Consider the following 20,105-nt stretch of genomic DNA (forward strand, 5'->3'; position numbering starts at 1 on the left):
AATTAAAAATCCCTGGCAAAATGCCAGGGATTTTCTTTTCACCAAAATACTCGATAGTTTTTGAGAAAAAGATATTCTTAAAATTTCTCCTCTATTCCCAAGCCAAACAAGGCAAAATCATATTTGACAGGATCATTTGGATCAAATTTCCTCAATTCGTCTGTTAGCTCAGTGGCAGTCAACCAATCTGTTTGTTTGCGGGTAATCAATCCGAGTTTTCTCCCTACCCTATCCACATGCAAATCACATGGACAGATCAATTGATAAGGTTGGATTTTTTCCCAAATCCCAAAATCAACTCCATTTTTGTCCTTCCTCACCATCCACCTCAAAAACATATTGATGCGCTTGCAGGCAGCTTTTCTTTTTGGAGTAGCCACATGTTTGCGCGTGCGGGCAGGTGCATCTTCCAGTTGGAAAAAGAAATCATGGAAATTAGACAACAATACGCTCATGACATCCTTATCCTCGCTCCAGCCTATGGTAAATGCCTCCTCAAGGCTCTTGTGGTTGCGGTAGAACCATGAAAAAAATTCTATAAAATAGAGTGTATCAATATCGTTGAACGTGCGGTGTTTGAAATCCAGAAAAGGTTTGAGATCTGATTCTTGGTGCTGGGACAGAAATTCGTAAGGAGCATTGTCCATCATATCGAATAGCTGTAGACATTTGTTGATGATGGTTTTTCTTTGTCCCCAGGCCAATGTCGCTGCAATAAATGCTGTGACTTCTATGTCCTCTTTTCGGGTAAACCTGTGGGGAATAGATATTGGGTCAAGCTCGATGAAATCAGGGCGATTGTATTGCGCCACCTTCTCATCCAAAAAATCTTTTAAATTCATCAAAGTGCAACTTTTACTTCACCCCCTTGAGTCCCATCAAACCATTTGAACATCAATTCATTTTCTTCTCTTTCTGACAGGTGCCAATCAAAGCACTTGATATTGGTCAAGGCATTCAGCTTATCACTGTCCGGATCGTAAAGGCAAATATCGAAATCAGGCAGATCCTTGGAGTCAGTTGTCCGCCATTTTTCCAACAGCACACCCTCTTCTATAAACTTCACTTTGCCTCCAAAAATATGGTCTTCCAAAACTGAAGGAACACCGTCTTTTCTTCTTAATTGGAAGCAAGCTGGTCCAAACATGATCTGTTTGTGGACTTTAGCCTCTATTAGGTTGTTGGTATTGGGAAGTATCTTCCAACTGCCGTCATAGACCTCTTCAGTCTCATTTGATTCAGGTCTTAACCTTGTAAGCAATTTGGATAATGCAGAAAAAACGTAGGTCACACCAACAAACAACAATCCAAAAGTAGCCAAAACCGGATAGGAAATAACGAATAAACCATTCCAGATATAGCGAAAAATATGATGAAAGATGATGGAAATTTTGTTCATAGAAAGGAAATACTGCCACAAAGGTACATGCTGAAAGTGGGATAAACAAAATCCCGTAATTCTCAGCCCACTAAAAAGCCTGACCCAAATACTTTCAGGTCAGGCTTTTAACTAAGTTCTCCTCAATTTCAATAAGATATTTCTACTGGAAAACGGGTATTAACTGCCCTCAATTGATCATAAGCTGCCTTTGAAAGTTTGATAACCAAACGGTTGTTGTCTCCCGTGTCAGGCAGTTTACCCACTACCCTTGCAAAGATAGTCTGGTCATTTTCTTCATTTCTTACCCTCATGATAGTGCCTACAGGAGCATCTCTATGCAATACAAGATACTTTTTGTGGTTTCCTGTACCTTCGATGACTTCTGCTAATCCATTCTGTTTCACGTTTTTGTATGCCGTACTTTCTTCTTCTTCCTCCTCCGTTTTAGTTACCAGCTGCCCTTCTTTTTTCTCATTGTTGACCACAATAGGGACTGAGGAAGGTACAACCGGTACACTTGAGGCTTCTGCAGGCTCTCTGCCCACTTTGAGTTTCTGACCTGTCGCCAGGTTATTAGAGGAAAGGGCATTCCAAGAGATCACGTCATCTATCCTTGCCTCGTATTTTTTAGCTATGGAAAACAAGGTTTCCCCTTGTTCCACGGTATGTGTGATCCAATCACCTGGAAGGGCTTTGGTTGTATTTGGAGAAGCCGTTGAAGATGCAGGAGTGGAAGGAGCTGCCGGAACTTCTTTCTTTACTTCCCCTTTTACGGTTTCTTTGGTTTTTTCTACTGCTGGTGGAGTTGTACTTGCTGTTTCTTTTGCGGGGCTGGTAACGGGAGGTGCTGAGCTCGGCGGGTTCGTGCCAGCGGCAGGCTGAGTCGCAGCAACTGGAGTTTCTACAGGTTTGGCCTCTGCCACTTTTTGATTTTTGATCACCAAAGCTTGACCAACACTTAGGTCATTGCCTTTGAGCTTATTCCATTCCATCACCTCACTCACAGAGGCATTATACCTTTTGGATATGGAAAAGAGGGTCTCTCCAGGAGACACTTTGTGCAATGTTGCCCCTTCTGGCAACGCTTCTTTGGCTACGTAAGGGACTTTGATCCTCTGACCCAGTTTCAAGCCTTCTTGTAGACTGGTATTATTCTGTAAAAGGTCGTTGACCGCAACTTCATATCTTCTTGACAAACCAAAAAGTGTCTCGCCTTGCGCGACTTCGTGGATTATAAAAGTTTTGTCACCGATCTTTTCGATACCTACTGAATCCATGGGGATAAGTTCCATGGCATTTACTTGGTAAAATGAAAGTACCGCAAAACTGAAAACCAATAATTTCTTCATAAACTTTAAATGGGTATTAATTATGCACAAATTTCAGATTAATTTTATCAATTGCAAGGAAATGAACAAGCATTGCAGGGATTGGTTCCTTTTATACCTGTCTAACGGTAGTTTCCAAAATTTGGATATCCACGATTATTAGTATATTTCAATTATCAAATAAAAATTCAATGAAGCAAGTTCTGATAACCCTGATTTTTTCCTGTTTTCTTCTTCCATTTTCACTTTTGGCCCAAGAGGCCGACAGCTTGGAAAGTGGTCCAAAAAAAGTCTATACTTTTAAAATTGATGATAACATAGATCCACGAATGAACAGAAAAGTCCGCTTGGCCTTGGAAGATGCCAAGGAAAAAAAGGCTGACTTGATCATCATCGAAATGGATACCTATGGAGGTGCAGTAAATGATGCCGACGACATCAGAACGATGATTTTGGAAGAAAAAAAACCGATTCATGTCTGGATAAACAAGGATGCGGCATCCGCAGGGGCATTGATTTCCATAGCATGTGACAGTATCTATATGGCACCTGGTGCCAGCATCGGTGCCGCTACAGTGGTGATGGGAGGCGGAGGAGATGCCGCTCCGGATAAGTACCAATCATATATGCGGTCTATGATGCGAAGTACGGCTGAAGCAAAAGGAAGAAACCCGAAAATTGCCGAAGCCATGGTGGATGAAAACCTTGAAGTAGAAGGAGTAAGTCCTAAAGGTACCGTAATCACATTTTCTGTTTCTGAAGCAATTGCCAACGGTTTTTCTGAGGGGCAAGCAAACACAATAGAAGAAGTGATCGAGAAGCAAGGGATAGAAGATTATGAATTGATCGCCTATAAAACTTCCAACGCCGAGAATATTATAGCCTTTTTCTTGAATCCTGCGGTCAGTGGTTTTCTGATTTTAATCATCTTCGCGGGTATCTATTTTGAAATACAGACACCTGGAGTTGGGTTTCCCTTAGCGGCATCTATAATAGCAATTGTCCTTTATTTTATCCCATATTACCTGATCGGATTGGCCCAAAATTGGGAAATCGCAGTCTTTATTGTTGGATGCATTTTGCTTCTCGTTGAAGTATTTGTGCTGCCAGGCTTTGGGGTTTTCGGTATATTAGGCATCATCGGAATCCTGACAGGACTCACCTTAGGGATGGTACCCAATGACGCCTTTGATTTTACTTTTGTGCCATCAGGCGACCTTTTCGCAGCCCTTTTGACTGTGATTTTGGCTGCAGTCACAGCCATAGGTTTGATCTTTTTCTTTGCGCCTAAAGTCAATCAATGGAGTGCCTTTAGCAGCGTTTCACTTGCCTCCACCCACAGGAGAGACGAAGGTTATACTTCCACTTCCTATGGAGATAATTTATTGGGAAAAGAGGGTATAGCCCATACACGGCTGATGCCAAGTGGAAAGATCGAAATTGAAGATGAGATTTATGACGCCTATTCCCGAGGAGAATTTATAGATAGAGGGGAAAAAATCAAGGTAATCAGTACGGAAGGTACTTCTCTGAAGGTAAAAAAGGGATGATTGTACTGTTTTACAACCTCCCCAGCACGAAATCCCTTCCGTTTTCAAAAAACAAGCGATCCGCAGCACGCTCAATACTCATCCCTTGAGGTAATTCCACTTTGTTTTCCTTTAATATCTTGGGGAAATCCTGGATGAATTTTCTTCTGAGAAGGTGTATTTCAGAAGCGTCTCTTGATGTCGAAATACTTTCTATCATTCCATCAAAATCAGATCCTATACAGAGTACTTGTCCAAGCATTTTCTCCACCCCATTTCTACTGTCCCATTGCCTTCCCAAGACCATACAGTGCAGGATATGAAAGGCGAAATGCAAAAAGTGCATTTCCCTGACATTGTTGACGTTTTTGTTGATGAGTTTGTCCAAGGCATCTGCATCCACACAATCTCTCCAAGCAAAGCCATATGGCCTACCACTGCGAAACCCCCTATCCTCAAATTCAGCAAGGGAGACGAACTCTGTATCAGTCACCCAGTTGATATCGGACCAGATGCCAGCCGAACCAGTCAGAACATTATTGGTCACGTGGCCTGTGCCTGTCTTATAGACTCCAGAATAACCTAAGACCCTCTGATCAAGGGAAATGCCCAAAAGTCCATTGGAGTCAAAAATCTCTTTTACATCTTCGTTAAACAAGTTGATGGTACTGGCATTGAAGCCTATCTGATCGTATACTTTACCTAGTTTGTATTTGATGGGTTTACCTAATCGGAGTCTTTGATGCTCTCCAATTTTTCGTGTTTCGAGGATATAATCCGTGAATTTTTCATCAGACTGGTCAAACCAAATCCCTGTCAAACCTCCATGGGAACAGACGATCGGTGAGTTAATCCCTTCTCTTCTACGGAACTCATAGAATTCTTTTCTTGCTACCACACTCATGTGCTTGGTGTCAGTGAGAATACCTCTTTTATCAAGAGCTTTGATGATTTTTTTACCCTCTGAAGTCAATCCATTACCCGTAGGGCGAAGTTCTACTTCCCTAAACCCACTTGCCCGCATTCCGTCCATAGCGTATGCCTGATTGCAAAAAACCTGATTGCTATTATCGATATGGGTGATATTAATGGAAATGATTTTGATTGGATATTCATCCAAAAGTTCATCTAAATTCTTGATGGTCTCATCTGCGTTATTTGCCAGTTCACCGTCTTTAAGATTCGAGGCCAGGCAGTGTAGTCCTTCTACAGTGAAAACCAAATTTAAAACGCCCTTCGCCTGTGGATCAAAGTCAGTTTTTTTATCCAAAAGTTTATAAGTCCTGCCTTTGGGGTCCTCTATTTCAAGGAGTTTGAGGTCATTTCTTACCACATTGATAGGATTTTCCTCCTTGATGAGTTCAACAAACCTTTTGAAGCTCAGTATCCTCCCAAACCCCGTATTTTGTTTGCTTTTAAGGAGGTTCATAAAAACTGTCTTTTGTTCTATGGCCTTCAGTAATCCTTTGTCGGGATAAAAAAGTGCGGCCATGATAATTTGGTAATTGTCATTGAGCAGCTGATCCGGTGAAGATTGGGACACAAAAGTCTTTTCAAACATTGCTTTTCCAAGGCATTTCTGAAGAAAACTTAGACCTTCTGAAATATCAGCGAAAGTAATGGTCTTCCAAGGATTGGTAGGTTCATCTTGCAGTGAAAACTGGCTCTTCATTGTGATGTGAAGGTGGGAATCAAAATACTTTTCCATAAGAATTCAAGTCTAAATCGGAACAATAAATTGGAAATCAAACACTTGGTGTTGTTAAATTTACCAAAAATAAAGCTGAATGATAAGACTGAGTGAATAAAAATTCAGTCTGAATGAGTATTCCTCAATTTGAAATGATAAGACTGGAATGTTTGGTAAAGCAAAAATATTTCCATAAAAAACAATCATTTCCTACATTCGTCGCATGAATTCAGGAGAGAGCATTTTTGAATCCTTAGGAGAAGAGAAAATCAAGGCCCTTGTCAGGGAGTTTTATATTCAGGTCAGGGATACGCCGGACTTAAGGAAACTGTATCCTGATGAAGATCTTACAGAAGCAGAAGAGAGGCTTTTTCTCTTTTTGATACATGTATTTGGAGGTCCACATACCTATTTGGAAAAAAGAGGTCACCCCATGCTGAGAAGGAGGCATTTCCAGTGGGCTATAGATGGCAATATGCGCAACCTTTGGCTTAACTGTATGTTTGCAGCCATGGACAAAGTTGAAATGGATACAAACATCAGGGAATCCATGATGTCTTATTTTATCAAAGTAGCCAACCATATGATCAATAAGGAATGATAGTTTTGCGAAGATTTTACACCATCTATGCAGGGCTGATGTTTTTGGTGACCTTCTTGATACTTTTTCCTGTATTCCTTATCTGTATATGGATACCAAATTGGGAAACTTATGGAAGAAAAGTAAATCAATTCTGGGCTAAAGCTTATTTCACTCTGATTTTTCTCCCAATCAAAATAGAAGGGAAAGAGCATATTCAAAAAGGGCAGTCTTATGTATTTGCAGCAAATCACTTTTCCTATTTGGACATTGCGATGAGTGGTTTTTTACCTGGAGACGTGGTGTATATAGGGAAAAGCTCCATTCGAAAAGTGCCTCTTTTTGGGTATTACTTCAGTAGGTTACATATCGCTGTGGACAGGTCCAGCCTCAAAAGCCGGGGCGAAGTATTGATAAGGGCAAAAAAACATATCAGTAAAGGATCCAGCATCGTGATTTATCCGGAAGGAGGAATCACCGCTGACAGCCCACCTTTCATGAGTAAGTTCAAGGACGGAGCATTCAATCTTGCCATAGACAAACAAATCCCACTGATTCCTGTCACCTTATCATATAATCATTTAATTTTACCGGACGACGGGAGGTTACTGTTAAATTTTAAAAGAGGCAAAATCGTGATCCATCCGCCGATACCCACAGAAGGGATGAATTCGAGGCAAGTTCCTGAGCTCAGGCAACAGTGTTTCGACATAATTCAAAAACAATTGTTAAAAGACAATTCACAAGCAATAAAAGCATAACAAAAGCGTAAGACAATATGAAATGCCCATGAGAACTCGTTCACACATTTTGTGATGATTATTTAAGGCATTCCATAGCCTGCCCCGACTAATCGGGGTGACCGCTAAAAAACAATTATTAACACATGAAAGTAGACTTAAATACTGTCAAGAAAATAGCTCACTTGGCTCGTTTGGAGTTTGATGAAGCTGGTGCAGAAAAAATCAAAAATGACATGACCCAGATTTTGGATTGGGTAGAGCAGCTCAATGAAGTGGATACCGAAGGAATTGAGCCTTTGACAACCATGTCATCTGAAGTCAATGTACTTAGGGAAGACGAAGAGGGAGAGCACCTTTCTCACGACAGAGCCCTATCCAATGCGCCACAAAAAGACTCCGATTACTTCAGGGTACCAAAAGTTCTTGAATAAAAATCACGAAAATAATCTTTCCATAAATGGATAAAATATTATTCAAAGGCCTCCCAATAGTTCTGTCAACTATCGGAGGCCTTTTCACCTTATTTGCCTTTTTCATCTGGAATAAAGGTATCATGCCGGTGGTACCCGGGATTTTTACTGAAGCGACAGAAGTACCGCTCGATTTGATTCAATTAGGCTATGAACTAATTCCTTTGGGGTTGGATAATTTTTTGATTTTCCAAAATTTCGAATCCTTTGCACCCTCAGCTTTCCCTATTGTGACACTGATATATGGTGTTGCGATGTGGGTATTGTTCAATTTGATTCTTGCAATAGTCTCTGATTTGAAAAAAATGTATTTCATTGGAGCGACCGCTCTTTTGATTTTTGTATGGACTTTCAGTGGCATCAATGGCCTGAATATCGGCGGGCTTTCAAGCAATTATGCATTGATCGGGCTGATCCTAGGAACAATTTTACCCGTAGTGTTCATCTCATTTTACGCTTCCCATTGGTCATGGCTTAGGCGTTTTGGACTGATTTTTCTCAGTGGTACCACCACCTTAACAATCCTGATTTCTATTTCAGATATCGAGCAGCCTGTTCTTTGGCTGAGTGAAAACGCCAGTATTCCTGCAGCCATCATAGCTGCAATCTTTTTACTGCACATAGGAAATGCCTTTATCGCAGGCACCACAGTTTTTTTGATCAAACTCAATAAAGGTACCTCCTTGAAAATCACCTGGCACATGCTGATTGTGTTTATCCTTTATTTTCTACTTGTACTGTTTACCCTTCTCGATATCATGGGAGAAGTCAACCTCCCCTTCCCTACCCTGCCTCCGATTCTACTGATGCTTGTATCAGGAATTTTGGGGTATTTTGTGCTAAAACTGAAACTATCACAAACAGACAACAGCTATGGAAATCCCGAATTGGCATTGAGTCTTTACCTGGTTTCCTTCGCTATCACTTTGTGGACTTGGGGCAAAGCAGGTTTTTCAGAAAATCAGGCGCTATATGAATTTTTCAACCATTTCTTCCTTTATGGGCAGGTAGCATTGACACTTTTGTTTTTTATCTATTTGATGTCCAATTTTTCTCAAGTGCTCAACTCTGGTACTGATGTAGAAAAAATACTCTTTAAGCCCCAGTTTTTCGCCTATTTCCATATGAAAATAGGCTCCATCATGGGTTTGGTGATTTTGGTGGTTTTTGCCGATGCCATTATTGCCATACAGCTTTCCTCTGCCAGTACCAATATCAATGCGGATTATTATTACCAAACGGGCAAACCCTTGGAAGCTGCCATCATGTATGAAAACAGCTGGGATCAATTTCGAAGAAATCAAAAAGCCAAGAATGCAGCTGCGCATTTAAGGTTTCAACTGGGAGAACCGGATCTGGCTTTAGAAAATCTCTATGAGGCATTTGACGCAATGCCCACAATTCCTAATACCATTCTTCTGAGTTCGAAGCTGCACCAAAGAGATAAAGTTTTTGAGGCTGTTTTCTACCTTGAAAAAGCACTCGAAGTATATGAAGACAATCCTATACTCAAAAATAACCTGGCGCTACTCTATTCTAAGCTAAACAGACCTGTAGATGCGATTTCTACCATGCAGTCCATCTCGGGCAAGCATCCTGTAGCAGAAGCAAACGCACTCGGACTTGAGGTCAAGCATGGACTATTCTACGAAGAAATCGAAGCAAGTTCCTCGGAAGATATTTACCGCCTCAATTACTTGGTTTACGCAAACAAAAGAGGGGATTTTGCTCCCTTTGACTTGAATGTGTCGGAGCTGCCTGACAATTTTCACCTGAAGACAGCCATTCTCAGAAACAAATGGAGCAATCAGGTAAAAAGCCCGATTGAAAAAGATCTTGCCTTGTTAGACACCTTGATAGCCACTCAGGAGATGAGTTTCGAGGAAAGGAATTTCAAAGAAACACGTTTGTTGAGGACTTTTCAGGAAGGTATGCTCAATGAAAGCCTGAAAAACCTAAATGGAATGGCCATGGCCTACCCAAACTCAGCAGGCTATTACCATTCCATGGCTGCGCAGATATTAGCTGGTCAATGGGACTTGGAGAAAGCTGCAATAGACATACTGGTAGCCGTAGAAAAAGGCTTTGAGAACCTTCAGCCGTATCACTTGGCGATTTTATATTATGGTGGAAAACCAATAGAAGCGGTAGGGTTTCAAAACAATTTCGAAATGTCTTTTCCGGATTGGATGAGGTGGGGAGAAGATGGCAAATTGGTCGAAAATGAACTTACTGCATTTTTTGAAATGGTCGGCAGGTTTCATGGAGCTTTACCATCAGATATTTTAGTGGATTTTGATCAAATACAAGACCCGAAACTCAAAGCTCAATATGCCAATGCCATCTTGAGCCATAAACTCCATTGGTTTGATAAAAATACATTTGAACAAATACTTCCTGCATTAGGTAGTGCTTTGGCCGGAATATTTGATACTGAAGACTTAAAAAGTTGGTATGACTTCATCCATCGTGATGGCAATATTTCTTCGAGAATAGCTGAAAATATCAAACCCGAGTCAGGACTCACAAGAAATGCTTATCTGGGCCCCTTGATTTGGAAAAAATATCAAGAGACAGAAGATGATATGTTGAAATATGAAATACTACAAGAAGCTATTCAGTTCAACAAAGACCCAAAAATCTGGATTCATTTTGTCAAACAGAGTAGAAAAATGGGCTTGGATAATTATGCAAGCAATGCCTTGCAGAATATGCAAGAATGGCTGAGTACCGACCAAATAGAAAAACTTCAGATGGAGAACTTATAAAACCTTCTGTCGTAAATAGTTCAAATCCTTTTATCTTTAGTTACTTTTACATTAACTTGTTTTAAAATATTGAATCATGAAATCGAGCCTGCCTGAAGCAGACAGGCATGACGAAAACGACACATAGTGGGATGCCATGCGAAGATTCCATAGCCTGCTAAAAAAACAACTATATACACATGAAAAAAATCATAGAAACCAAAGATATTCAAAAGACCTATGTGATGGGCAGTGAAGAAGTGCGAGCACTTAAATCTGTCTCCATTCAGATCAATAAAGGTGAGTATGTAGCCTTTATGGGGCCCTCCGGTTCAGGGAAATCAACTTTGATGAATATCATTGGATGTTTGGACACTCCCACTGCAGGCACCTATATATTGAACAACAAGGATGTCAGTGACATGACTGAGAATGAGCTTGCAGAAATCAGGAATAAAGAAATTGGATTTGTTTTCCAGACCTTTAATCTTCTACCAAGAGCAAGTTGTCTCGAAAATGTAGCCCTCCCGCTAATCTATGCTGGATTTGGCAAAAGCGAAAGAGAAGAAATGGCCTTTAAAACACTGGACAGTGTAGGTCTTGGAGATCGGGTTCACCACAAACCCAACGAATTGTCCGGTGGTCAGCGTCAGCGTGTGGCCATAGCCCGTGCTTTGGTGAATAACCCAAGTATTATCCTTGCTGATGAACCTACAGGTAACTTGGACACAAAGACTTCTTATGACATTATGGAGCTTTTCCATGAACTTCACCAAAAAGGAAACACCATCATCATGGTCACACATGAGGATGACATCGCTCATTATGCCCACAGAATAGTAAGGCTAAGAGATGGATTGGTAGAAACAGACACCATCAATCCAAGTCCTACGAGAGGAAAAGTGGCTGTCGTAACAGAATAGAGTCCGATTACAGTTTTTGCAAATAGATTGTTATTTTTGCGCCTGTATTACTTCTTATTTTCTTTCCCATCAGGAAAAAATCCATTATGAAAATTTATACAAAAACGGGCGATACCGGCAAAACCTCACTTTTGGGAGGTAAAAGAGTGTCTAAAGCTGACCTCAGGATAGATGCTTACGGCACTGTGGATGAGCTCAACAGCTTTATTGGCTTACTTCGCGATCAGGAGATCAACCAAAAGAGGGAAAGTCTCTTGAAAGAAGTTCAGGACAGACTTTTCACCATCGGAGCTACCTTAGCCACAGAACCTGGCAAGGAAAACGTGAAGCGTCCAGACCTTCATGAAGAGGATTTGGTATTGCTTGAAAAAGAAATCGATGAAATGGAATCGCAATTGCCACAACTCAAGCATTTCATTCTACCAGGAGGACATCCTGTAGTTTCATATTGCCATATCGCCAGGACTATCTGTAGAAGAACCGAACGCTGCGTCATTGATTTGATGGAAATAGAAGTAGTCGATGAAACCATTGTTAAATATTTGAACCGACTTTCAGACTATCTTTTTGTGTTGGGAAGATTAATTGCCCAAGAACTTGGAGTAGAGGAAGTCACTTGGAAGCCCAGAATTTAAACGCTTATGAAAACAACTTTGCAAATAGATATCAAGAAAACCGAGAAGTCTAGGCTACCTGAGACTGATTTTGACGATTTGGTTTTTGGTAAATCAATCAGTGACCACATGTTTGTCGCTGACTATGTTAATGGAGAATGGACTGATTTAAGGATTGAACCATACGCACCCTTGCACCTCAATCCAGCCAACGCCACCCTTCACTATGGGCAATCCATTTTTGAAGGTATGAAAGCATATAAAAATGTGGAAGGGGAAATCCTTTTGTTCAGACCCGATGCCAATCAAAAAAGGCTGAATGAATCTGCAGAAAGAATGTGTATTCCAGAGGTTCCTGAAGAAGTATTTATGGAAGGACTTTTCCAGTTACTTGACTTAGATAGGGATTGGGTACCAGCTAAAGCCGGAGCTTCACTTTATATCAGGCCATTTATTTTCGCCACAGATGACTACTTGGGCGTAAGGCCTTCAGAAAAGTATAAATTCATGATTTTCACTTGCCCTGTGGGCAATTACTACTCTAAGCCTGTAAGTGTCAAAGTAGAGACCAAATATACACGTGCGATAGAAGGTGGAACTGGCTTTGCAAAAGCGGCCGGCAATTATGCAGGCTCCCTATACCCTGCATTATTGGCACAAAAGCAAGGATTCGACCAGTTGCTCTGGACAGATGGCAAGAACCATCAGCACATAGAGGAAAGTGGCACCATGAACGTCATGTTTGTCATCAACAACACACTTATCACTGCTCCTGTGAATACAGGCACTATACTCAAGGGCATTACCAGAGATTCCGTCCTTACCTTGGCAAGAGAAAGCGGAATGAAAGTGGAGGAGCGATTTCTCAAGGTAGTTGAACTTGAAGATGCTTTGAAAGAAGGAAGACTTCAAGAAGCTTTCGGGACAGGCACCGCCGCTACTATAGCGCACATTGCCAAAATCAATGTCAACGGTAAAGATTATACCTTACCGGAAAAAACTGACAATGCATTTTCCAATCAGGTGTTGAGAAAGTTGGACGCCATCAAGTATGGACTTGAGGAAGACACGCACGAATGGATACAAAAAGTCTAATTGAATAAAAAACTTAAAATGTTTTAGGCCGTTCCTTTATGGACGGCCTTTTACGTTTGATTCGGTTGTGTACCCGTCTCCTCTAAATTTATGAAATCAGCATACCTTAGAATTTTCGTACTCCTTTGCTTTGTATTCCCTTTGAGCCAAATCCAATCACAAGTTTGGGCTCAGGAGGTTTCAGAAAAGTTCATTCTTTTAAAGCGGGGAGCTAAACAAAAAAACCAGATCAAGTACCGGGTGGGTGAGCTATTCGTATACAAAACCAAGGATTTTGATTTTTTCTTTGAAGATGTGATTGTTGACATTCAGAAAGACATCATTGTACTGAAAGAAAATATCCTGAAGCCAGAAGACATTCTGGCGGTAAATATCCTAACCAAAGATGAACGAAACGGGACCCTGAGAAACATCTCAAATCTAGGAATGGGTGGTGGTGTGGTCTTTTTGACCGGCTTTACGGTATCTAGTTTGATTCAGGAAGGAAACTTCAGCCAATTGCAAAGCTCTTGGCCTTTGCCAGCTGCCCTGTTTGGAGCAGGCTTGGCAATGTCCTTTGTCAGGTATAAGACATTTCGCCATAAAGGACGGAACAAAATCCAGTTGATTATTCTTTATGAGGAATGAAAAGAAATAGGTTAAGAGGATATTTTTAGCGAATTTTGCAAATCAAAAAAATAAACCAATTATGACATCAGACCAGTTGAAAGACTTGAAAGCCCGCGTTTCGGCTTTGAGGAGGTATCTTTGACTACGACAAGAAGAAAGCTGAAATAGAAGATTTAGAGGCTGTGTCAGCTCAGCCCGATTTTTGGAACGACCCGGAAGAAGCAGAAAAATCCATGAAGCAAATCCAGCTTAGAAAAGGCTGGACAAGTGGTTATGAAACCGTAGAAACACACATTCAGGATCTAGAGGTCTTGTATGATTTCTACAGTATGGATGAGGTTTCTGAGGAAGAAATCAAATCAGAATACAAAAAAACCTTAGAGGCAGTAGAAGAGCTTGAGCTCAAAAAAATGCTTGGCGGAGAAGAGGATCAACTCAATGCCTTGCTTGAAATCAATCCTGGAGCTGGCGGAACTGAAAGCAATGATTGGGCATCTATCTTGATGAGGATGTACATCATGTGGGGTGAAAAAAACGGATTCAAAGTGCGTGAGGTGGATTTGCAGGAAGGTGAAGTTGCCGGAATCAAATCTGTAACTCTGGAATTCGAAGGACCACTTGCTTATGGATTCTTGAAATCCGAAACAGGCGTACATCGTCTTGTAAGAATCTCTCCTTTTGACAGTAATGGCAGAAGGCATACTTCTTTTGCATCTGTCTATGCTTATCCAGTAGTAGATGATACTATAGAAATTGATATCAATCCATCAGATGTGGAACTGCATACTTCAAGATCAGGAGGCGCAGGAGGTCAAAATGTAAACAAGGTGGAAACCAAGGTACAGCTTACCCACAAACCTACCGGTATAGTAGTAGTCTGTCAAATCGAAAGGTCACAGCTTGCGAACAGAGAAAAGGCCATGCAGATGTTGAAGTCCAGGCTTTACCAAATGGAAATGGAGAAGAGAAATGCCGAAAGGGCAAAAATCGAATCCGGTAAAATGAGAATTGACTTCGGTTCACAGATCAGAAACTATGTACTTCATCCTTACAAATTGGTAAAAGATGCTAGAACTGGTCATGAAACTTCAGATGCGCAAAGTGTCTTGGATGGTGGATTGGATGAATTTATCAAGGCTTACCTTTTAGCCCAAAGCGAAGAAGAAGCAAACAAAGATTAAATTTTCATATTTCCAGGGCAAAAGCTCTGGAAATATTTTTTTTAGCTTTATTTATTTTCATGCCCTGATTACACCTTTGATGAAACTATTGCCTCCTTTTTTCAATTTGAATTTCTTTGTGCTCTGCCTGAGCTCCTTCTTGTTTTTTGCCAGCTTTAATATGATCATCCCCGAATTACCTGCATATCTAACCTCTTTGGGAGGGGAAGATTATAAGGGTTTGATCATTTCACTTTTTACATTGACCGCAGGTTTATCGAGGCCTTTTAGCGGAAAGCTAGCGGACAAGATTGGAAGAATCCCTGTCATGGTGGTAGGTGCAGCGATTTGTTTTTTGGTAAGCTTGATGTATCCAATCATAACTTCTGTCGCAGGATTTCTTTTTCTGAGATTCGTGCATGGGTTCTCCACAGGCTTTACTCCTACAGGGACATCCGCTTATGTGGCAGATATAGTTCCCTTCAACAGAAGGGGCGAAGCTATGGGTATTCAATCTCTTTTTGGATCCTTGGGAATGGCCGCAGGGCCTGCCTTAGGAGGGTATATCGCCAGTATTTGGGGAATACAGCCATTGTTCTATACCTCGGCTGGGTTTTCAATTCTCTCAATTTTGGTTATCATCAGGTTAAAAGAAACTGTCACCGATACAGAAAAGATGAGTATCCGTCTTTTTAAATTAAATCGTCACGAAATCATTGAAAAAAGAGTATTGGTTCCTTCATTGGTGTTGCTGTTGACCGTATTTTCATTTGGGACAGTACTTACCATCATCCCAGATTACTCCGAATACCTAGGTATCAAAAATAAAGGCCTCTTTTTCGCAGTATTTACCCTATCATCATTGGGGATCAGGATTATCGCAGGAAAAACTTCAGACAGGTATGGGCGAATTCCAGTCATGAAAGCTGCTACCTTATCCATGGCCATTGCCATGCTGATCATAGCATTTGCGCAGACCAAAGGCATGTTACTTTTTGGCGGGGTGATATTTGGTGCTTCTGTAGGTATGAATTCTCCTACCATCTCAGCCTGGACCATAGACCTATCATTGGACGCATTCAGAGGAAGGGCTTTGGCAACCATGTATATTGCTTTAGAGGCCGGGATTGGAATAGGCGCTTTGGTTTCTGGTTATGTTTTTGCAAACAAATCTGAAAACTTCCCTTTGGTATTCACTATTTCTGCGGTGACATCAATTTTAGCATTTTTGTACCTTTTCACACTTCCAAAGCAACAAAAATACTTGGTCCCAGCGGATAAAAATTAATAAGGAATACACTCCATGTTTCAAAAAATCTAAAAAATCCTTTTAAATTGCTTAAAAAGTAAGTTTGAAAAAGATTCTAATCCTTCTTGCATTTTTTTCTTTCTCTCATTTCGTCCAATGTCAAGAATTTGACACCCGGTTTGAAATAGAAGTGGATCGCTATGGTGAAAATTTTAGTCTACACTTAGTGAAATCACACATTGTAGGAATTAGAAGCGTTAGAAAAAAGACCCTGGGCAACAATAGAGACGCGGAGTATTTTGTGCTTAAAAATGACCTAAGCCCTGAGATCCAAAATACTTTCACACTTCCGGACAATCAGGACTTTCAATGGGTGGATGTATCAGGGGATAAGCTGGTTTTATTGACCCACTATCCACTAAAAGTCATACAATCAACCATCAACGAGCTTACTATAGTAACTATTGATGCGGCTTCGGGTCAACTGAGTATGGTTCCATTCATAAGTGCTGATCTTTCCGAGATTGAAGACTTTCATTCATTCGAAAACAGCAGTCTTATTCTTGGTCGAAATGCCGCAGGGCTCATGCTACAGACAGTAGACCATCTCAAACCAGAAATTCTCGATAGAAAAATTCTTTTCGACAACTCATATAAATTTTTATCAGTAAATAAATGGGCGGAAGACAAAAGCCTGACTGTTTTAGTGAGTAAAAAAGATTACTGGCAAAAGGATATTCTCCACATGCTTACAGTGTCGGAAAAGGGTGAAATAATAGAAAAGGGTAGCTATGATTTGCTACAAGACAAAAGAACCAATTTCAGGTATGCTTCAGTATTGGACTTCAAAGGCGAAAGATTTTACGCCGGGGTCTTTGGTCCACGCAACAATAACCACAGTTCTGGCTTGGTAAATGCCCTTTTCAATGAATTTGAAGAATTCACACTATGGCGGACCTATCTTAATGAATTACCGGGATTTTTTGAAGGAGAGAACAACCCAAGCCCTCTTAGCAGAAAGAAAAGAATGGATCGCCGGCTAAAAATCGGTCGGGTACCAGTACTGAATGAAACGCTACAACTGTGGGCTTTGCAACCGACGGTGAATGGTGTCTGGCAACATTACGAGCAATTTAGCGCTCAACTTAAAGAAGAGTCCGACTACCAACGCAAATTCATCAACAGTTTTACGCGGCAAAACAAGTATTTCCCCAGCAACCGATTCACGAGAGAACTTCCTCAAATACCCGGTGGGTATAAAGAGGGCACCAAGCCATTTAGACTAAGTAGTGAATACCTGTCATACGCAGCACACCTGATACATGTGGATGAAAGCCATCAGGTCACCAATCATTTCAGGATTCCCCTGAGCTCAGATATGCAGTTTTTACCGATTCCATCAGGATCATTTTTTCAAACAAACAATAAGGTGAAATACAGTTATTTTGATGGCCGAGATATACTAGCCTCGTCTTTTGAAGATGGAGTAAAGCTCTATTTGAATAAAGCTATCCCATTTTATCATGATCAAAAAAACATAGAACCCAGCAGTATTAAGCTGATCTTTGATCATGAAGGTTCTTTATTGGTATTTGGAAAAGGAAGGATCAATGATGTTGATGGAAATAGGAAAACAGCATTTTTTGTGGAACGATATAAATTGTAAGTTTTTTTTAAATTGACTATACCATTCCCTATTGGAATATTTACAATTCAATTGATGCTTTCAGTTTAAGAGATAAAATTTAACAGAATTTTTATTAAAGAAATTTCACCTTAATTTTTACTGAAAATCAGGGTTTTACTTTAAAATTTTTAAGATTAATTTTAAACACCTGATTATTCACCCACATGCTAAGCTTAAAGGAAAATACAGTAAAATCATATTTTTTGTTTGTATTGATAAGTATCATACTTCTCCTGTTAGGGCAATATCAAATCTTCTTGGTTTCCAAGCTATTCATACTACCCTCAATGATGGTTTTGATATTCAGGTATTACCAAAAATCAAGTCATAAACTTGTACCTATTCTTTTGGTATCCACATTCTTTTCTTTTTTAGGAGACGTCCTGATTGTGATACAAGACGAAGATTTCTTCAAAATGCTTAGTCTGAGTAGTTTCCTTGTGGCTCAGGCTGGGTATGCCTATATGTTTTACACTTCATTTCAATACAATAAAAAGCGTATTTCTATCCCTTTGGCAAAGAGATGGCCCGAGTTCCTCTCAGTTCTAGTTATTGGTTTTCTTATATTTTTGGTAGCGCCTGAAATGGAGGAGTTTTTCCTGTTAGGGGTTATTTATGGAATTATCGCATGCATAAGTATGGTTTTGGCGCTCGACAGGAGGTTTTATGTATCAAGGAAAAGTTACTATACTGTGTTTTGTGGACTTGTGCTTTTTTATATCAGCGATATCTTGGCTGGCTTGGATTTGGAGCTGACAAATACTTTAATCCATGTCCTCATCATACTGTCATTTGCATCAGGCCACTACTTAATTATCAGTGGTATTTCCCAACAAATTAAAGAGGATACAAAAAAAGAGGCATCCGATTTGGATGCCTTTATAAACTGATTTGATTATCCTCTATCGGATATCATTTTAACTGATATAATCCGTCTATACTTTTTAGTTTTTCAGATAAAATTGTTTACGAGGAATTGGCATTATTTCACTCTGTCTACCGTTGAAATAAATCACTTTTTCGCCATCATAGAAAGCTCCCTCTTCTAACATAATTCTAACATCTTTATTCCACTCCTGTACAAACACTACAGCGTTGAGTTCTATGGCATAGGCAGTATTTGGATACAATGGATAGTCTCCTGCACCTGGTGTATCGCCTTGGTTGTCCCACATTCCTATTGTAGGACCTGAAGCATGTCCATGAGTACCCAAAGGATGTGAATAAATACTACCATTGATCCCTTCACTTTCCATGATCCTTCTTGTTTCTCTAAGAATTTCATTTCCAGTGCGGCCTGTCTTAAATTGGGATGTAAGGATATCCTGAAGTCTATTCCCTACCTTAAAAGCATCTACAAGATATTTAGGAACCTCATTTTCTCCTGGTTTCAACACATAGGCCAGTTGTTGGGTATCTGTATTGAGGCGCAGGTATGTGATTCCGAAATCTATGTGTAACATATCTCCCGGCATGATCACTTGGCTATCGGCATTTACTGCAAAAGACCTCAAATGCTCTTTGGAGCTTGCATCAGGTCTTTGGATATCTACAGTTGGGTGAAACCAAGTATCCAATTTCAATTCCTTGATTCTTTCCCTGTACCACCACTGCACATCTTCTGTAGTAGTCACTCCAGGTGTGATTACGGCTTCAGAAAGTCCTTCCTGAATGATGCTGTTTGCCAAGGATTGGATATGACGGTAAGTTGCCATTTCGGATGGAGTTCTTGTCTCTAACCATCCAACCGCTAACTTTTCTGCAGAACTAACCCTGTCATGAAAACCATCTGGAAGGTATTTCATAAAAGAATTATATTCAGTAACATTTAGCCCATCAGCGTGTCCATAATTGTCTGAAATATTCAAACCTATTTTGGAAGGGTTTCGCTCTACAATTAGGTCAATCAAGGCCTTCCATTGGTCTGGCTGAGTTTCTGGTTCCCATGCTTTTTTAAATGCTTTTCCTACATCATATCGTGCCACTGCCAAGGTCTCTACTTCTGTAGAATTCGGAGCCTTGTACATCACTAACATTGTCCTTCTCCTGGCAGCGTGCCATGTACCTGGTAGAAATGTTCTGATGACGGGGTCTTCGTTATACTCTCTGGAGATTACCACCCACATGTCAATATCTGCCCTATCCATCAATTCCGGAAGAATATTTTCTATTCTTTCATTCAGCCACTGATCGACCACAGTAGCTTGTTGTCTCTGGGTCAAGACGTCATGCTTTTGCGCAAAAGCAAGTCCTGAAAGACAAATTAAACATAAAGTAAATAGCGTGATTTTTTTCATGTA

The 20,105-nt window shown here is 40.4% G+C and carries 18 protein-coding genes; 13 read left to right on the forward strand and 5 right to left on the reverse strand.

The genetic code is table 11. The features are described from left to right. Window positions 1-77: 77 nt before the first annotated feature. From CLW00_RS08165 to CLW00_RS08175, 3 genes are all read right to left on the reverse strand, one after another. Window positions 78-842 carry a TIGR02757 family protein gene (locus CLW00_RS08165; protein ID WP_106133189.1) on the reverse strand — a complete coding sequence of 255 codons (765 nt, stop codon included), beginning with the start codon at window positions 840-842 and terminating at the stop codon, window positions 78-80. Beyond that, window positions 842-1,399, reverse strand: coding sequence for a hypothetical protein (locus CLW00_RS08170; protein ID WP_106133190.1), 558 nt, complete (start codon window positions 1,397-1,399; stop codon window positions 842-844). The genes CLW00_RS08165 and CLW00_RS08170 overlap by 1 nt, the downstream gene beginning before the upstream one ends. 128 nt (window positions 1,400-1,527) lie before the next feature. Further along, entirely contained in the window at window positions 1,528-2,730 is a 1,203-nt protein-coding gene (locus CLW00_RS08175) for a LysM peptidoglycan-binding domain-containing protein (RefSeq protein WP_106133191.1), read from the reverse strand. A gap of 170 nt (window positions 2,731-2,900) precedes the next feature. Here CLW00_RS08175 and CLW00_RS08180 point away from each other — a divergent pair, with 170 nt between their 5' ends. Continuing rightward, entirely contained in the window at window positions 2,901-4,259 is a 1,359-nt protein-coding gene (locus tag CLW00_RS08180) for an NfeD family protein (RefSeq protein WP_106133192.1), read from the forward strand. Window positions 4,260-4,269: 10 nt separating this feature from the next. On the opposite strand, the gene CLW00_RS08185 is transcribed toward CLW00_RS08180, so the two are convergent. Beyond that, window positions 4,270-5,946, reverse strand: coding sequence for an amidohydrolase family protein (locus tag CLW00_RS08185; protein WP_106133193.1), 1,677 nt, complete (start codon window positions 5,944-5,946; stop codon window positions 4,270-4,272). A 205-nt stretch (window positions 5,947-6,151) separates the two neighbouring features. Between CLW00_RS08185 and CLW00_RS08190 the strand changes: the two genes are divergently transcribed. From CLW00_RS08190 to CLW00_RS08245, 12 genes are all read left to right on the forward strand, one after another. After that, window positions 6,152-6,529, forward strand: a complete 378-nt coding sequence (locus tag CLW00_RS08190; RefSeq protein WP_106133194.1) for a globin domain-containing protein — start codon at window positions 6,152-6,154, stop codon at window positions 6,527-6,529. After that, a complete protein-coding gene (locus CLW00_RS08195) occupies window positions 6,526-7,269 on the forward strand; it encodes a lysophospholipid acyltransferase family protein (RefSeq protein ID WP_106133195.1) in 744 nt (247 codons plus the stop codon). The genes CLW00_RS08190 and CLW00_RS08195 overlap by 4 nt, the downstream gene beginning before the upstream one ends. Window positions 7,270-7,394: 125 nt before the next feature. After that, entirely contained in the window at window positions 7,395-7,682 is a 288-nt protein-coding gene (gene gatC, locus CLW00_RS08200; protein ID WP_106133196.1) for an Asp-tRNA(Asn)/Glu-tRNA(Gln) amidotransferase subunit GatC, read from the forward strand. A 26-nt stretch (window positions 7,683-7,708) separates the two neighbouring features. Next, window positions 7,709-10,489, forward strand: coding sequence for a tetratricopeptide repeat protein (locus tag CLW00_RS08205; RefSeq protein WP_106133197.1), 2,781 nt, complete (start codon window positions 7,709-7,711; stop codon window positions 10,487-10,489). A gap of 179 nt (window positions 10,490-10,668) precedes the next feature. Continuing rightward, the gene (locus CLW00_RS08210; protein ID WP_106133198.1) at window positions 10,669-11,391 is read left to right on the forward strand and encodes an ABC transporter ATP-binding protein; all 723 of its coding nucleotides are present in this window, start codon (window positions 10,669-10,671) and stop codon (window positions 11,389-11,391) included. Window positions 11,392-11,477: 86 nt separating this feature from the next. Then, window positions 11,478-12,026, forward strand: a complete 549-nt coding sequence (locus tag CLW00_RS08215) for a cob(I)yrinic acid a,c-diamide adenosyltransferase (protein ID WP_106133199.1) — start codon at window positions 11,478-11,480, stop codon at window positions 12,024-12,026. Window positions 12,027-12,032: 6 nt separating this feature from the next. Beyond that, on the forward strand, window positions 12,033-13,100 hold the full coding sequence (locus tag CLW00_RS08220; protein ID WP_106133200.1) for a branched-chain amino acid aminotransferase: 1,068 nt from the start codon (window positions 12,033-12,035) through the stop codon (window positions 13,098-13,100). A gap of 90 nt (window positions 13,101-13,190) precedes the next feature. Beyond that, window positions 13,191-13,727 carry a hypothetical protein gene (locus CLW00_RS08225; RefSeq protein ID WP_106133201.1) on the forward strand — a complete coding sequence of 179 codons (537 nt, stop codon included), beginning with the start codon at window positions 13,191-13,193 and terminating at the stop codon, window positions 13,725-13,727. 61 nt (window positions 13,728-13,788) lie between these two features. Continuing rightward, a protein-coding gene (gene prfB, locus CLW00_RS08230) for a peptide chain release factor 2 (RefSeq protein ID WP_106133202.1) occupies window positions 13,789-14,890 on the forward strand; the annotation gives its coding sequence in 2 pieces (ribosomal slippage) (window positions 13,789-13,848 and window positions 13,850-14,890; 1,101 coding nt in all). Window positions 14,891-14,969: 79 nt separating this feature from the next. Then, window positions 14,970-16,157 carry an MFS transporter gene (locus CLW00_RS08235; RefSeq protein ID WP_106133203.1) on the forward strand — a complete coding sequence of 396 codons (1,188 nt, stop codon included), beginning with the start codon at window positions 14,970-14,972 and terminating at the stop codon, window positions 16,155-16,157. Between the two features lie 64 nt (window positions 16,158-16,221). Further along, complete coding sequence (locus tag CLW00_RS08240) at window positions 16,222-17,784, forward strand: hypothetical protein (RefSeq protein ID WP_106133204.1); 1,563 nt, start codon at window positions 16,222-16,224, stop codon at window positions 17,782-17,784. Window positions 17,785-17,969: 185 nt separating this feature from the next. Continuing rightward, on the forward strand, window positions 17,970-18,695 hold the full coding sequence (locus tag CLW00_RS08245; RefSeq protein WP_106133205.1) for a lysoplasmalogenase family protein: 726 nt from the start codon (window positions 17,970-17,972) through the stop codon (window positions 18,693-18,695). Between the two features lie 54 nt (window positions 18,696-18,749). On the opposite strand, the gene CLW00_RS08250 is transcribed toward CLW00_RS08245, so the two are convergent. After that, window positions 18,750-20,102, reverse strand: a complete 1,353-nt coding sequence (locus tag CLW00_RS08250; protein WP_106133206.1) for a M24 family metallopeptidase — start codon at window positions 20,100-20,102, stop codon at window positions 18,750-18,752. Window positions 20,103-20,105: the final 3 nt, after the last annotated feature.

This window comes from Mongoliibacter ruber (assembly GCF_003003005.1).
GTDB classification, from domain to species: Bacteria; Bacteroidota; Bacteroidia; order Cytophagales; family Cyclobacteriaceae; genus Mongoliibacter; species Mongoliibacter ruber.

Excerpts from the sequence above, each read along its gene's own strand:
- CLW00_RS08165 (WP_106133189.1), bottom strand. The coding sequence starts at position 842 with ATGAATTTAAAAGATTTTTTGGATGAGAAGGTGGCGCAATACAATCGC.
- CLW00_RS08170 (WP_106133190.1), bottom strand. The coding sequence starts at position 1,399 with ATGAACAAAATTTCCATCATCTTTCATCATATTTTTCGCTATATCTGG.
- CLW00_RS08175 (WP_106133191.1), bottom strand. The coding sequence starts at position 2,730 with ATGAAGAAATTATTGGTTTTCAGTTTTGCGGTACTTTCATTTTACCAA.
- CLW00_RS08180 (WP_106133192.1), top strand. The coding sequence starts at position 2,901 with ATGAAGCAAGTTCTGATAACCCTGATTTTTTCCTGTTTTCTTCTTCCA.
- CLW00_RS08185 (WP_106133193.1), bottom strand. The coding sequence starts at position 5,946 with ATGGAAAAGTATTTTGATTCCCACCTTCACATCACAATGAAGAGCCAG.
- CLW00_RS08190 (WP_106133194.1), top strand. The coding sequence starts at position 6,152 with ATGAATTCAGGAGAGAGCATTTTTGAATCCTTAGGAGAAGAGAAAATC.
- CLW00_RS08195 (WP_106133195.1), top strand. The coding sequence starts at position 6,526 with ATGATAGTTTTGCGAAGATTTTACACCATCTATGCAGGGCTGATGTTT.
- gatC (WP_106133196.1), top strand. The coding sequence starts at position 7,395 with ATGAAAGTAGACTTAAATACTGTCAAGAAAATAGCTCACTTGGCTCGT.
- CLW00_RS08205 (WP_106133197.1), top strand. The coding sequence starts at position 7,709 with ATGGATAAAATATTATTCAAAGGCCTCCCAATAGTTCTGTCAACTATC.
- CLW00_RS08210 (WP_106133198.1), top strand. The coding sequence starts at position 10,669 with ATGAAAAAAATCATAGAAACCAAAGATATTCAAAAGACCTATGTGATG.
- CLW00_RS08215 (WP_106133199.1), top strand. The coding sequence starts at position 11,478 with ATGAAAATTTATACAAAAACGGGCGATACCGGCAAAACCTCACTTTTG.
- CLW00_RS08220 (WP_106133200.1), top strand. The coding sequence starts at position 12,033 with ATGAAAACAACTTTGCAAATAGATATCAAGAAAACCGAGAAGTCTAGG.
- CLW00_RS08225 (WP_106133201.1), top strand. The coding sequence starts at position 13,191 with ATGAAATCAGCATACCTTAGAATTTTCGTACTCCTTTGCTTTGTATTC.
- CLW00_RS08235 (WP_106133203.1), top strand. The coding sequence starts at position 14,970 with ATGAAACTATTGCCTCCTTTTTTCAATTTGAATTTCTTTGTGCTCTGC.
- CLW00_RS08245 (WP_106133205.1), top strand. The coding sequence starts at position 17,970 with ATGCTAAGCTTAAAGGAAAATACAGTAAAATCATATTTTTTGTTTGTA.
- CLW00_RS08250 (WP_106133206.1), bottom strand. The coding sequence starts at position 20,102 with ATGAAAAAAATCACGCTATTTACTTTATGTTTAATTTGTCTTTCAGGA.